The sequence below is a fragment of the Streptomyces populi genome (assembly GCF_002911015.1).
GTDB classification, from domain to species: domain Bacteria; phylum Actinomycetota; class Actinomycetes; order Streptomycetales; family Streptomycetaceae; genus Streptomyces; species Streptomyces populi.
Genome location: NZ_KZ626899.1, coordinates 1 through 13,206, shown reverse-complemented (window position 1 = coordinate 13,206; position 13,206 = coordinate 1). Strand labels below are relative to the sequence as shown.

Here is a 13,206-nt window from a genome sequence, read left to right as displayed (position 1 = left end):
GTCCGCCCGGGCGGATCAGATCCGGACGCCGAACTGGAAGGGCATGTTGCCGATCGACTCGTAGCGGACGACCGTGCCGGTGCGCGGGGCGTGCAGCACCTGGCCGTTGCCCGCGTAGAGGCCGACGTGGTGCTGGTCGCCGTAGAAGATGACCAGGTCACCGACCTGCAGATCGCTCTGCGAGTAGATGCGGGTGCCCGCGTTGGCCTGGGCCTGCGAGGTGCGGGGTATGGTCACGCCGGCCTGGGCGTAGGCCCAGGAGGTGAGGCCCGAGCAGTCGAAGGAGCTGGGGCCGGTGGCGCCGTAGACGTACGGCGAGCCGATCCTGGTCTTGGCGGCGGCGAACGCGGCGGCGGCGCGGCCCGAGGCGGGCGGGGTGTCGCCGAGGTCGACGCGCTCGCTGGCGCGGGTCGCCCGCTCCTGCTCCTCGGAGGCGAGCTTCGCCCGCTCCTGCGCGGTCAGGGAGTTCAGGAGCTTCTGCGCGGAGCCCAGCTTGGCCTGGACTTCCTTCTTCTTCTTGGCGAGCTCGGTCCGGGTGTCGGCGAGGTCCTTGAGCTTCGCGGAGGCCTCGGCGCGCTGCTGGGCGAGCGAACGCTGCTTCTCCTGGACCTTCTTGAGCGACTCGATCTGCTGGGCGCTCAGCTGGTCCATGGCCGAGGCCTTGTCCAGGAAGTCGTCCGGGTCCGAGGAGAGGAAGAGCGCCACGGAGGGGTCGATGCCACCGGTGCGGTACTGGGCGCTGGCCATCGAACCGAGGCCGTCGCGCAGCTCGTTGAGCTCCTCCTGGCCGCGGGCGACGTTGTCCTGGAGGGCGCTGATCTGCTTCTGCAGCTTCTGCTGCTTCTCCTTGGCGCCGTCGAGCTTCTCGGTGGCCTGCTCGGCCTCTTCGTAGAGCTTGTCGACCTTGGTCTTGACCTCGTCCTTGTTGGGCTTCTCGGACGGGGCCGCGTTGGCGGCGTTGGCGCTCAGCACGACGGCTGCTGCGGCGGCGGTGGTGAGCACGGTCACACGGGCGCGGCTCGGCTGCTTGGGTCGACGGTGGGACGCCACGAAGGCGAGCTCCTTCTTCCTCCAGCCGCCTGCCGAAAACGCCGACGGGCGGTGCCCCTCCACCGTCACTCCCCATGAGTGATCACCCGAGTTGGAGGTTCGAGCCATGACCCTAGTGACCTGCTTGTGATCAGTTCAAATCCAAACCTGAAAATTCTTTGTCACGGAGCGCATTCTTTGCCATCAACTCACCTGCAGTGATGTCCGCTTGACGCTACGTCGCGTGAAGATCCGGCGAATCCGGGCATCCTGCGCAGAAGTTACGCATGACGCGTAGGTGACCCATGCGACTTAGGTCATGGATCGCCGCGCACGTGAAACCCGTGGTCCGTGGGGTGGGGCGAGACTTCCGGACACACGCCCAAGTCCCCTCGGAACGTGGCACACAGGGGGAAAGCCGCGTAAGGATTCAAGGCGGACGAAAGTGCCGAACCGGGCACAAGGGGAGGTGTTCGGCTGGAGGCCCGCGACAGGAACGCGTCGAGGAGCCGTTCAGCCGCGCGAGAGGCGCTTGAGGAGCACCACGGACGCCACCGGCCGGGCACCCGCCTCGGCGATCCCGTCGGCCACCTCACGGTCGGTCGAGACGACGATGACCGGCCGGCCGGGCGGTTCGGCCCGCACCAGCTGGCGGATCAGCTCGTCCGCCGTGACACCGGGCTTGGAGAACAGCACCCGCACCCCGCGCGGCGGCGCGAGCAGCACCGGCGCGGCCAGTTCCGCCCCGTCGAAGACACAGGTGACCTCGGCGCCGGTCTGCGCGGCCAGCTGCGAGAGCTGCCCGAGCAGCCGCAGCCGCTGCTTCTCCAGCGGCATCTGGGGATAGCCGGTCTTGGTGACGTTGTAGCCGTCGACGACCAGATGCGCCTGGGGCAGCGCGAGCAACTGGTCCAGGATCGCGGGGTCGTTCTCGGACAGCGCGCGGGTGGCGATGTCCTTCGGGGTCATCCGCCCCGGCTCGACCGCCTCCACCGTCTCGGCGGGCCGCACGGAGACGGGGGGCAACGCCAGTTCCCGGCGCAGCCCCTGGGCCGCCTCCAGCACCGTGTCGAGCAGCAGCCGCACCCGCATGTCCTCGACGCTGCGCCCCTCGCGGGCCGCCTTGCGGGTGGCCTCCAGGGAGGCCTCGGCCTCCGCGAGGCGCGCCTTGAGCCGCCGCGTCTCGCTCTCGGCCGCGGACACCTGCGCCTGGCCCTCCGCCTTCACCCCGTCCGTCTCGGCCTGGAGCTTGCGCAGGGCCGCCTCACCGCGCTTGACATCGCTGAGGGCCCCGCGCAGCTTGCGGTGAAGCGATTCCGCTTCCTTCCGGGCCGTCTCCAGCTCGGCACGCAGCCGTTCGGTCTCGGCCCGCGTCTGCCCACGGGCCTCCGCGAGTTCCGCGCGCAGCCGCTCCAGCTCGGCGCGGTTCTCCTCGTCGGCGCGCTCGGCGTCCGCCCGTACGGCCTCCTCGCCCGCGGCGGCCACCAGCTTCACCCAGCCCGCGGGACGCAGCACGTAGGCCGCGGCCGCCACGTCCAGCGGATCCGCGGCCGGGGGCGGCGCGCCCGAGTCGAGAGCGCCGGTGAGCTCCGGCTGGGCCTCTCTGAGCTTCTCGGCGATGCGCTGTCTGAACAGCGGGTCCGTCTCCAGCGCGGCGGCCATCGCGTTGCCGGCGAACTTGGCACGCCGATTCGGAGCGAACCGGGCGTACTGCCTCAATTGGGCGGGCAGTTCGGTCAGCGTCAGCCCGCCGAAGCCGTCCGAGACGATCTGCACGACGCGTCTGCGCACGCCGTCGGGCAGCGGACGGTCGAGCACCTCGGCGGTGCCGTCGTCCGGCTCCCCGCCCGCGGTCTCCACCATCCGTTCACCCCAACCATCCGTACGGGGCCCGCTCCGTCAGGAGCCGGCGCCCGGCCTGTCCACGAGTTCGACCTGATCCACCGCGTTGCACCAACGGCACCGCACCGACTCGATGGTCTCACTGACCACCTCGCGCTCCTCGACCTTGGGCTCACCGGCCAGGTCGAGGTGCACGTACTCGACGACCTTCGACGAGCGGGTCACGTCGAAGCGCGTGAGGTTGCCGCAGAGAGTGCAGCGCCAGCGGGTCTTGGCGTCGGGCAGGGGAACTGTCATAGGGCAGCCGCTTTCCTTACTAGTGTCCGTCCGGTGCCGGTCTCCCGGCGCGTCTGGCTCGTAACCCTACGGCCTGGCGGGTACTCGACGCTCGGCTGTCCACGGCGGCGAGGCGATCTGTGCGCATCGATGTGGTTACGTCATGCTCTGCACCATGATCGGCAATTGGAGTGCTGCGGTCGGCAGGGCTGTACGGGGTCGGCCGGCACCGGTGACGTACGGGCTGATCGTCCTGTGCTGTCTGATCTTCGTGATCGGTCCCGCCTCGGGCCTGGATCCCGCGTACGGCACGGGGGACGAACTGCTGGTCGCCCAGCGGGCGTACTTCCGCCGCTGGGGCGTGGTGCCGGCCGACCTGTTCGGCGGGGCCCCGGGCGAGGCGCTCACCCCCGCCACCGCCCTGTTCATCCACGGCAGCTGGCTGCACCTCCTGGGCAACATGCTCTTCTTCTACGTCTTCGGGCTGATGGCCGAGGAACGCATGGGCCATCTGGAGTTCGTCCTCTTCTACCTCGGCTGCGGATACCTGGCCCTGCTCGGCTACGCGGCCGCCAACGCCACCGCGCAGCAGTCCCTGGTCGGAGCCTCCGGGGCGATCTCCGCGGTGCTGGGCGCGTTCCTGTACCTGTTCCCCAGGGCCCGGGTGACCAGTCTCTTCCCGTTCCTGTTCTTCCTGCCGCTGCGGTTCCCGGCGTGGGTGGTGCTGCCGTTCTGGTTCGCCTTGCAGTGGCTGGCGGCGGGCCGCAGCAGTTCGGGCCCCGGAGTCGCCTACCTGGCCCACCTGGTGGGCTTCTCCCTGGGTTTCGTCTACGCGTGGGCGCGGTTCCGCCGGCGCCCGGCCGCCGCTCCTCCTGCGGGGGTGTTTCCGCGCCCCCCGGTGGAGCGGCCGGGTCCGGTGGACCGCGAGTAGGGTGAGATCCCCAGCAGCGGCCCCCTAGGGAGAGAACCAGCCGTGATCACCGCGATCGTCCTCATCAAGACCAGCGTGGACCGGATCCCCGAGATCGCCGAGTCGATCGCGTCCCTGGAGAGCGTCAGCGAGGTCTTCTCCGTCACCGGCACCTACGACCTGATCGCCATGGTCCGGGTCCAGGCCCACGACGACCTGGCGGACGTCATCCCCGGCAGGATCAGCAAGATCCCGGGCGTCGAGGCGACGGACACGCACGTGGCGTTCCGTACGTACTCCCAGCACGACCTGGAGGCGGCGTTCGCGATCGGTCTCGACTCCTGACCGACGCGGCGCCGCCTCCGGGCGGGGCTTTCCCGGCCGTCAGACGGCCGGGACGCAGCGGCCGTCCTCGGTGCGGTACTGCCAGCGCGCGCCGTCGCTGACGAGTTCGCGCACCGCGCGGACGAACCGCTCGACGTGCTCGTCGGGGGTACCGGCGCCGAAGCTGACGCGGATGGCGTTGAGGGACTTCTCGCCGGGGGCCGCCTCGGGGGCGCCGCACTCCCCCTGCGCCTCGGGGGCGCTGCCGAGCAGCGTGCGGACCAGGGGGTGGGCGCAGAAGAGGCCGTCGCGCACCCCGATGCCGTACTCGGCGGAGAGCGCGGCCGCGAAGTGCGAGCTGTTCCAGCCCTCGACGACGAAGGAGATGACGCCGACCCGCGGGGCGTCGTCGCCGAAGAGGGACAGGACCCGGACCTCGGGGACCTCGGCGAGGCCCGCGCGGACGGTACGGATCAGGTGCTGCTCACGGGCGATAAGCCTGTCGAAGCCCTCCTCGGTGAGCGCCTTGCAGGCCGACGCGATCGCGTAGGCGCCGATGACGTTCGGCGAGCCTGCCTCGTGCCGGGCGGCGCTGTCGTGCCACTCCACGTCCACGCCGCCGTCCTCGCGCCGGGTGACCCTGCGGCTGGCGCCGCCGCCCGCGAGGTACGGCTCGGCCTCGCGCAGCCAGTCGGAGCGGCCCGCGAGGACGCCGGAGCCGAAGGGCGCGTACAGCTTGTGCCCGGAGAAGGCGACCCAGTCGACGTCGAGGTCCTGGACCGAGACGGGGTGGTGCGGGGCGAGCTGCGCGGCGTCGAGGACGATGCGGGCGCCGTGGGCGTGGGCGGCGGTGGCCAGCTCCCGCACCGGCCACAGCTCACCGGTGACGTTCGAGGCGCCGGTGACACAGACCAGGGCAGGTCCGTAGGGGTCGCGGGCGGCGAGGGCGCGCTCCAGGGTGTCGACGGCCTCGCCCGGGGTGCGCGGGGCGTTCAGGTAGGTCACGCGGGCGTCGCGCCAGGGCAGCAGCGAGGCGTGGTGCTCGGTCTCGAAGACGAAGACCTGGCAGTCGGCCGGGAGGGCCGCGGCGAGCAGGTTGAGCGAGTCGGTGGTGGAGCGGGTGAAGACCACCTGGTCGCCGGCGCGGCAGTCGAGGAACTCCTCGACGGTCCTGCGGGCGTTCTCGAACAGGTCGGTGGACAGCTGCGAGAGGTAGCCGGCGCCCCGGTGGACGCTGCCGTAGTACGGCGCGTACGCGGCGACGTCGTCCCACACCCGCTGGAGGGCCGGCGCGCTGGCCGCGTAGTCCAGGGCCGCGTAGGTCACCTCGCCGCCGGTGACGAGCGGGACGGTGACATCCCGGCCGAGAACGGGCAGGGCCCCCGAAGAGTCACTGCAAACGGTCTGGTCGGCGGCAACGGTGGAGACAGACATGGCGAGCTCCTGTGAGAGGCAGGCGGGATCACCGCGCGGCCGGCCGCCGAAGGGCGGGGCACGGCGCGGGAAAAGGTGAAAGGGGTGTGCGGAGGCGGGGCTCGGCGCCCTAACGCATTCGCTTGCTCACAGAAGGCTCCCTCGAACGACCAGGACCCCTGGTGGTCCGCCCGGAGAGCGGGAGGGGTCCGCGCTTGCCGTAGGCCTCGCTGCCTACGACCTGGTCTTCACCCGGGGCACCCCGCCACGGACGGAGGGTTGCCGGACAGCCGGCCGGGGCCTGATGGCTGTCACTCATGACCTGGTACAGCATCTTGCCAGAGGATCTTCCGCGCGCAAGACGCAGTCCGGATCCTGGACTGCGTCCTGCGCGGGATCCCGCACGGATCAGGCGTTGCTGGCGGCCACCCAGCGGTCCAGGGTGCGTCTCGCGGCACCGGAGTCGATCGACTCGGCCGCCCTCTCCATCTGGTCGCGGAGCTGTCCGGCGAGCGGCGCGCCGGTCGGCGACAGGGCCACCAGGGCCGCCGCCGAGTTCAGCAGGACCGCGTCCCGCACGGGCCCCTTCTCGCCGTCCAGCAGGCGTCGGGCGACCTCCGCGTTGTACGAGGCGTCGGCGCCGCGCAGGGCCTCCACCGGGACGATGTCGAGCCCGACGTCGCGCGGGTCGAAGCGCTCCTCGGTGACCGAGCCGTCGCGGACCACCCAGACGTGGGAGCCCGCGGTGGTGGTCAGCTCGTCGAGGCCGTCGTCGCCGCGGAAGACCAGCGAGGAGTTGCCGCGCTCGGCGAACACGCCCGCCACGATCGGCGCCATCCGGGGATCGGCGACGCCGACCGCCTGGGCCTTCACCCGTGCCGGGTTGGTCAGCGGGCCGAGCACGTTGAAGGTGGTACGGATGCCCAACTGGCCGCGTGCCGCCGCGACATGACGCAGCGCCGGGTGGAACTTGACCGCGAAGCAGAAGGTGATCCCGGCCTCCTCGGCCACCTGGGCGACCCGGCCCACCGGCAGTTGGAGATTGACGCCGAGCTTCTCCAGGACGTCCGACGCCCCGGACGCCGAGGACGCGGCCCGGTTGCCGTGCTTGACCACCTTGGCGCCGGTGCCGGCCACCACGATCGAGGACATCGTGGAGATGTTGACGGTCTTCGCGCCGTCACCGCCCGTTCCCACGATGTCGACGGTGCGTCCGGGCACCTCGATCACGTTGGCGTGCTCGTACATCGCCCGGACGAGTCCGGTGATCTCCTGGACGGTCTCGCCCTTGGCCCGCAGCGCCACCACGAACCCGGCGATCTGCGCGTCGGTCGCCTCGCCGCGCATGATCCGGTCCATCGCCCAGGCCGTGTCGTCCGCGCTCTGGTCGCGGCCCTCGAGCAGGCCGTTCAGTACCGCGGGCCAGGAACGGCCCGCCGCGGTGTCGCCTCCAGCGGGGTTCACAGCGCTCATGGTCGCTCCTGGGTTCGTAGGTCACGCGGTCGCGGGTGACACGGTCGTGGGTGACGCGGGGTGGATCGCCCCGCAGCACCGGGTGAGTCCACCCTATCCAGCCCGGAGGACGGCAAAGAGCCCCGTCCATTGCATGGACGGGGCTCCTGCCGTGGCGAACAGCCGGGGATCAGTGGTGGCCGTGGCCGCTCGTGATCTCCTTGTACTCCTCGATGGTGGGCTTGGGGATCTGGCCTTCCTCCCCGTAGAAGCCCTCGCTCATCTTGGCGCGCAGCTTCTGCGCGCCCGAGACCTTGCGCTCGACACCGTTCTCGTCGACCGTCGGGCCGATCTCGACCGGCTTGTACTGCTCGTGCGCGGTGAGCGTGTGCAGCGCGTCCTGGCTGAGCGGCTCGTGGACCTCGATGAACTCACCGTGCGGCAGGCGCTTGATGATGCCCGACTCACGGCCGTGCAGCACCTTGTCCCGGTCCCGGCGCTGGAGGCCGAGGCAGACCCGCTTGGTGGCGAGGAAGGTGAGCACCGGCACGACGAAGAACGCGATGCGCACGAACCAGGTGATCGAGTTGATCGACAGGTGGAAGTGCGTGGCCCAGAGGTCGTTGCCGCCACCGACGAGCAGGACGAAGTACCAGCTGATCCAGGCGGCGCCGAACGCGGTCCGGGTCGGGACGTTGCGCGGGCGGTCCAGGATGTGGTGCTCGCGCTTGTCGCCGGTGACCCAGGACTCGATGAACGGGTAGACCGCGATCGCGACCAGGACCAGCGGGAAGATGACCAGCGGGATGAACACGCCCAGGACGAGCGTGTGGCCCCAGAGGTTGATCTCCCAGCCCGGCATGACACGGATCAGGCCCTCGGAGAAGCCCATGTACCAGTCGGGCTGGGCACCGGTGGACACCTGGTCCGGACGGTAGGGGCCCAGGGCCCAGATCGGGTTGATCGAGGCGATCGCCGCGATGGCCGCGATGACACCGAAGACCAGGAAGAAGAAGCCTCCGGCCTTGGCCATGTAGACCGGCAGCAGCGGCATGCCGACGACGTTGTTGTTCGTCTTGCCGGGGCCCGCGAACTGCGTGTGCTTGTGGTAGAAGACCAGGATCAGGTGGCCGACGACCAGGCCGAGCATGATGCCCGGCAGCAGCAGCACGTGCACCGAGTAGAAGCGGGCCACGAAGTCGCCGCCCGGGAACTCGCCGCCGAACAGGAAGAACGACAGGTACGTGCCCACGATCGGCACGGACAGGATCGCGCCCTCCATGAAGCGGACACCGGTGCCGGAGAGCAGGTCGTCCGGGAGCGAGTAACCGGTGAAGCCGGTGAACATGCCGAGGACGAACAGCAGGAATCCGAAGACCCAGTTGACCTCACGCGGCTTGCGGAACGCACCCGTGAAGAACACGCGCATCATGTGCACGAACATGCCGGCGAGGAAGATCAGCGCGGCCCAGTGGTGGATCTGGCGGATCAGCAGACCACCGCGCACATCGAAGGAGATGTGCATGGTCGAGTTGAACGCCTCGGACATCAGCTGGCCCTGCAGCGGGACGTAGCTGCCGTGGTACTCCACCTCGTTCATCGACGGGTGGAAGAACAGGGTCAGGTACACACCCGTGAGGATGATGATGATGAAGCTGTAGAGGCAGACCTCACCCAACATGAACGACCAGTGGTCGGGGAAGATCTTGCGCATGTTGGACTTGGCCAGGGAGTAGATCCCGAGACGGCCGTCGGCCCAGTCGGCGACCCGCTCACCGGCGGGCGCCTTCTCGCGCGAGGGGCGCGAGTCGGAGGTGGTGGTAGTGCTCATCCGCGCTCCCAGAATGCAGGACCGACGGGCTCCTTGAAGTCGCTGAGCGCCTCGAGGTAGCCCTCAGCGTTCACGCCGATCTGCAGCTGCGGCAGGGCGTGACCGGCCGGGCCGAAGATGACTCGGGCTCCGTCGGAGAGGTCGAAGGTGGACTGGTGGCACGGGCACAGCGCGTGGTGCGTCTGCTGCTCGTACAGGGAGATCGGGCAGCCGACGTGGGTGCAGATCTTCGAGTACGCCACGATGCCCTGGTAGGACCACTCGAGTTCCTGCTTGTCCTTGATGTCCTCCGGCTGGAGCCGGATGATCATCAGGGCCGCCTTGGCGATCTCCTTCTGGAAGTCCTCGTCGTGCTCCTCCAGGCCCTCGGGCTTGACGAAGGTGAGCGAACCGACGGCCACGTCCGAGGGACGCAGCGGCTCGTTCGTGTTCATGTTGACGAGGAGCTTGCCCTTGGACCACAGCGTGTGGCGCAGCTTCGTGCCGGGCAGCGGGCCGAGGTCGCGCAGCAGCATGACGCCGGAGAGCGGGAACAGGGCCAGCGCGCCGAACATCGTGTTGCGGATCAGCTTGCGGCGGCCGAGCGCGGACTCCCTGGCGCCGTCCTTGAAGTCGGCCAGGACCTTGGCCTTGACCTCGGGCGCCGCCTCGATCGGGTGACGCTCGTCGGCGATCTCCACGTCGGACATCAGGGTGCGGGCCCAGTGGACCGCGCCCGCGCCGATCGAGAACAGCGCCACGCCGAGGCACATGCCCAGCGCGAAGTTCAGCGCGCTGATGTGCCCGAGCGGGAAGATGTAGACCGACTTGTCGTTCGGGATCGCCACGTACGAGGCGATGAAGCCGACGGTGGCCACCATCGACAGCACGAACAGCAGGGCGACCAGGCGCTCGGACCGCCTGGCGGCCCGCTCGTCGATGTCCTGGATGCGGTGCTCGTGGGGCGGGAGCCCCGGGTCCGCGAACGGGTTCTGCTCGTCCGCGAGGGCTACCGGACCGTGACCGTGACCGGCGTGGTCGTCGGAGGCCCGCTCAGCGGGCACGTTCTCTTCGGGAATGTCTTGGCTACTCATGACTTCTTGGCCTTTGCGGTCCGAGCGGCGACCCAGACGGCGACGGCGACCAGGGTGCCGAGACCGAAGATCCAGCCGAACAGGCCCTCGCTGACCGGCCCGAGGCCGCCCAGTTCGAGACCGCCGGGGCTCTCGGTGTCGTCACCGTTGACCGCGTCGAGGTACGCGATGATGTCCTGCTTGTTCTTCTCCGACAGCGTGGTGTCGGGGAAGGACGGCATGTTCTGCGGGCCCGTCTGCATGGCCTCGTAGATGTGCTTCGGGTCGACACCCTCCAGGCTCGGCGCGAACTTGCCGTGCGTCAGCGCGCCGCCCTTGCCGGTGAAGTTGTGGCACTGGGCGCAGTTGGTACGGAAGAGTTCACCGCCCTTGGCGATGTCCGCGCCCTCGGGGCTGACCTGGTTCTTGGTCGGGATCGCGGGGCCGGCGCCGAGCGAGGCGATGTAGGCCGCCAGCTGGTCGATCTCGGCCTGCGTGTAGATCACCTTCTTGCGCGGGATCTGAGCGCCCGGCTGCTGGGCCGGCATACGGCCGGTGCCGACCTGGAAGTCGACCGCGGCGGCGCCCACGCCCACCAGGCTCGGCCCGTCGGAGCTGCCCTGACCGCCGGTTCCGTGGCAGCTTGCGCAGCCCACGGAGTACAGCTTCTGCCCCTCGGTGATACCGAGGGACTGGGAGGTTTCATCGGCCTGCGCCTTGCCCGCGGGTGCGAACGCGGCGTACAGCCCCCCGGTGGCCGCCAGCGCGAGGAGTAGGACGACGACCGCCGCCAGCGGATGGCGTCGTCGTGCGGAGAGCTTTTTCACGGATTACCCCGGTGTCAGGATCTTCTGCGTCGGTGCTTCTGGATGTTTCGGGCGGTGGGCCCGATTACTTGATCAGGTAGATCGTGGCGAAGAGGCCGATCCAGACGACATCGACGAAGTGCCAGTAGTAGGACACGACGATGGCGGCGGTCGCCTGCTCGTGGGTGAACCTCCGAGCCGCGTAGGTGCGACCGAGGACCAGCAGGAAGGCGATGAGGCCGCCTGTCACGTGCAGTCCGTGGAAGCCGGTGGTCAGGTAGAACACCGAGCCGTACGGGTCGGAGGAGAGCGAGAGCCCGTCCTTCGTGACCAGTTCGGTGTATTCGAAGACCTGACCGCCGATGAAGATCGCACCCATGACGAAGGTGACGATGAACCACATCCGGAGCTTCTTCACGTCCCCGCGCTCGGCGGCGAACACGCCGAGCTGGCAGGTCAGGGAGGAGAGCACCAGGATGGTGGTGTTCGTCGCCGAGAACGGAAGGTTCAGGCTGGACGCCATTTCCTTCCAGTGATCCGGCCCGGTCACCGATCGCAGGGTGAAGTACATCGCGAAGAGGGCCGCGAAGAACATCAGCTCGGAACTCAACCAGATGATGGTTCCGACGCTGACGAGGTTCGGCCGATTGACCGACGGGTGCGCGTGCCCGGTTTCTACTGTCGTTGCTGTCGCCACGACCGACATTATGTCGGTCGCTTATCCCGCCCTCACGCCGGGGGGTGCCGTTCGGGGTGTTGACCGGGTGTGTCCAGCCCGTATGGACCATCGAAGCCGTGTCCGAACCGGTGTTGACGAGGTGTTCAAGGGAGTAGCATCCGCGCATCGGGCGGGGACGATCAGCCCGATGCGCACGCTGTCCGTACGACGCTGACGTCTCGGAGGAAGAATGCAGCCGACCGCCACGGTGCTGGTCTACAGCGACGACTCCAACACCCGCGCACAGGTGCGGCTCGCCACCGGGCGCAGGCCCGCCCCGGACGTCCCCCTCGTCGAGTTCGTCGAGTGCGCGACGCCGGCCGCCGTCGTCAGGGAACTCGACAAGGGCGGCATCGACGTCTGCGTGCTGGACGGCGAGGCGGTGCCGATGGGCGGCATGGGGGTGTGCCGGCAGATCAAGGACGAGATCTTCAACTGCCCGCCCGCGCTGGTGCTCATCGGGCGGCCTCAGGACGCCTGGCTGGCCACCTGGAGCCGCGCCGACGCCGCGGTGACCCTGCCGGTCGACCCGGTGGAGTTCGCCGCCTCACTGGCCTCCCTGCTGCGCCGCAGGAACCTTCTGAGCGCCTGAGGAACCCGCGCCCCTCGCGGGGCGCGGTCTCACACGCTCTCGGGGCGCAGCCTGGCGCGCTGGGCCGGGTTCGGCAGGTCCGGGGACCCGGCCACCAGCGCGCTGCCCTCGCGCCAGTCCTTCCAGGCGAGGTTCCAGTCGCCGAAGCCGTTGCCGAACGCGTCCATGGTCTTGCCGCCGGAGTTGACGACCTTGACTATGTCGCCCTCGTTGAACGTGTTGAAGAACCACTCGGCGTTCTCGGTGCTCATCCCGGTGCAGCCGTGGCTGACGTTGGCGTACCCCTGGGAGCCGGTCGACCAGGGCGCGGCGTGGACGTACTCACCGCTCCAGGTGACCCGGGTCGCGTAGCGCACCTCCAGGTCGTAGGAGTCCGAACTGCCCTCGGCGATGCCGATGCTGGTGCCGCGCATCCGTACGAGGGACTCCTTGCCGAGCACGACCTTGACGCCGTTGCGCGTGTCGAAGCCGGGCTTGCCCGTGGTGACGGGGATCTCCTTGATGTCCTGGCCGTTGCGGTAGACCTTCATGGAGTGGGTGGCGGCGTCGGTCAGGGCGATCAGGCTGTCGCCCGTGGTGATCTTCACAGGCTTGACGTCGCCGCCCCACAGGCGGTCGCCGATCCTGACTCCGGCGAGGTTGCTGTGGGCCGTGACGGTGGCGTGGGCGGGCCAGTACTCCCTGGGGCGGTAGTGCAGCGTCTTGTCGTCCACCCAGTGCCAGGCCCCGTCCACCGCGGGGGTGGAGTCGACCCTGAGGGCACGCTCGACGATCGCGCGGGCCGCCTTGTCCTTGACGGGGGCGCTGAGTTCGGCGGTCACGGGCTGGCCGACGCCGTACCTGCCCGCCTTGGGGCCGAATTCGGCGGTCAGCAGCTTCTTCGCCTTCGGCGTGCTGGTGTCGAAGCCGACGACCTTGCGGCCGGGGGCGCCGTCCTCGTCCTCGGTGCTCACGCGCACCG

13 protein-coding genes and 1 riboswitch are annotated in these 13,206 nt (G+C 69.5%); of the genes, 3 read left to right on the top strand and 10 right to left on the bottom strand.

Annotated features, from left to right (window positions below; genetic code table 11):
• Positions 1–15: 15 nt before the first annotated feature.
• The 3 genes from CW362_RS26650 to CW362_RS26640 all read right to left on the bottom strand — a co-directional run bounded on the left by CW362_RS26650 (position 16) and on the right by CW362_RS26640 (position 3,168).
• Positions 16–1,050 (bottom strand): C40 family peptidase, encoded by a 1,035-nt coding sequence (locus CW362_RS26650; protein WP_103552085.1) that lies wholly within the window; start codon positions 1,048–1,050, stop codon positions 16–18.
• A 492-nt stretch (positions 1,051–1,542) separates the two neighbouring features.
• Positions 1,543–2,892 (bottom strand): NYN domain-containing protein, encoded by a 1,350-nt coding sequence (locus CW362_RS26645; protein WP_103552084.1) that lies wholly within the window; start codon positions 2,890–2,892, stop codon positions 1,543–1,545.
• A 36-nt stretch (positions 2,893–2,928) separates the two neighbouring features.
• A complete protein-coding gene (locus CW362_RS26640) occupies positions 2,929–3,168 on the bottom strand; it encodes a hypothetical protein (RefSeq protein WP_037624014.1) in 240 nt (79 codons plus the stop codon).
• Between the two features lie 154 nt (positions 3,169–3,322).
• On the opposite strand from CW362_RS26640, the gene CW362_RS26635 reads away from it, so the two are divergent.
• On the top strand, positions 3,323–4,078 hold the full coding sequence (locus tag CW362_RS26635) for a rhomboid family intramembrane serine protease (RefSeq protein ID WP_103552116.1): 756 nt from the start codon (positions 3,323–3,325) through the stop codon (positions 4,076–4,078).
• A gap of 42 nt (positions 4,079–4,120) precedes the next feature.
• Positions 4,121–4,402 carry an Lrp/AsnC family transcriptional regulator gene (locus CW362_RS26630; protein WP_103552083.1) on the top strand — a complete coding sequence of 94 codons (282 nt, stop codon included), beginning with the start codon at positions 4,121–4,123 and terminating at the stop codon, positions 4,400–4,402.
• Between the two features lie 39 nt (positions 4,403–4,441).
• On the opposite strand, the gene CW362_RS26625 is transcribed toward CW362_RS26630, so the two are convergent.
• From CW362_RS26625 to ctaE, 6 genes are all read right to left on the bottom strand, one after another.
• Positions 4,442–5,815 (bottom strand): aminotransferase class V-fold PLP-dependent enzyme, encoded by a 1,374-nt coding sequence (locus CW362_RS26625; RefSeq protein ID WP_103552082.1) that lies wholly within the window; start codon positions 5,813–5,815, stop codon positions 4,442–4,444.
• 185 nt (positions 5,816–6,000) lie between these two features.
• Positions 6,001–6,117, bottom strand: a riboswitch (SAM riboswitch).
• 85 nt (positions 6,118–6,202) lie between these two features.
• The gene (gene trpD / locus CW362_RS26620) at positions 6,203–7,267 is read right to left on the bottom strand and encodes an anthranilate phosphoribosyltransferase (RefSeq protein WP_103552081.1); all 1,065 of its coding nucleotides are present in this window, start codon (positions 7,265–7,267) and stop codon (positions 6,203–6,205) included.
• A gap of 169 nt (positions 7,268–7,436) precedes the next feature.
• Complete coding sequence (gene qcrB, locus CW362_RS26615; RefSeq protein ID WP_103552080.1) at positions 7,437–9,077, bottom strand: cytochrome bc1 complex cytochrome b subunit; 1,641 nt, start codon at positions 9,075–9,077, stop codon at positions 7,437–7,439.
• Entirely contained in the window at positions 9,074–10,150 is a 1,077-nt protein-coding gene (gene qcrA / locus CW362_RS26610) for a cytochrome bc1 complex Rieske iron-sulfur subunit (RefSeq protein ID WP_103552079.1), read from the bottom strand. Before qcrA ends, qcrB begins: the two co-directional genes overlap by 4 nt.
• The gene (gene qcrC / locus CW362_RS26605; RefSeq protein WP_103552078.1) at positions 10,147–10,956 is read right to left on the bottom strand and encodes a cytochrome bc1 complex diheme cytochrome c subunit; all 810 of its coding nucleotides are present in this window, start codon (positions 10,954–10,956) and stop codon (positions 10,147–10,149) included. The genes qcrA and qcrC overlap by 4 nt, the downstream gene beginning before the upstream one ends.
• Before the next feature lie 64 nt (positions 10,957–11,020).
• Positions 11,021–11,641, bottom strand: coding sequence for an aa3-type cytochrome oxidase subunit III (gene ctaE, locus CW362_RS26600; RefSeq protein ID WP_103552077.1), 621 nt, complete (start codon positions 11,639–11,641; stop codon positions 11,021–11,023).
• A 202-nt stretch (positions 11,642–11,843) separates the two neighbouring features.
• Here ctaE and CW362_RS26595 point away from each other — a divergent pair, with 202 nt between their 5' ends.
• Complete coding sequence (locus CW362_RS26595) at positions 11,844–12,245, top strand: response regulator (protein WP_103552076.1); 402 nt, start codon at positions 11,844–11,846, stop codon at positions 12,243–12,245.
• Positions 12,246–12,274: 29 nt separating this feature from the next.
• On the opposite strand, the gene CW362_RS26590 is transcribed toward CW362_RS26595, so the two are convergent.
• On the bottom strand, positions 12,275–13,206 hold a 932-nt coding region (locus CW362_RS26590), incomplete at its 5' end, for a L,D-transpeptidase (RefSeq protein ID WP_103552075.1).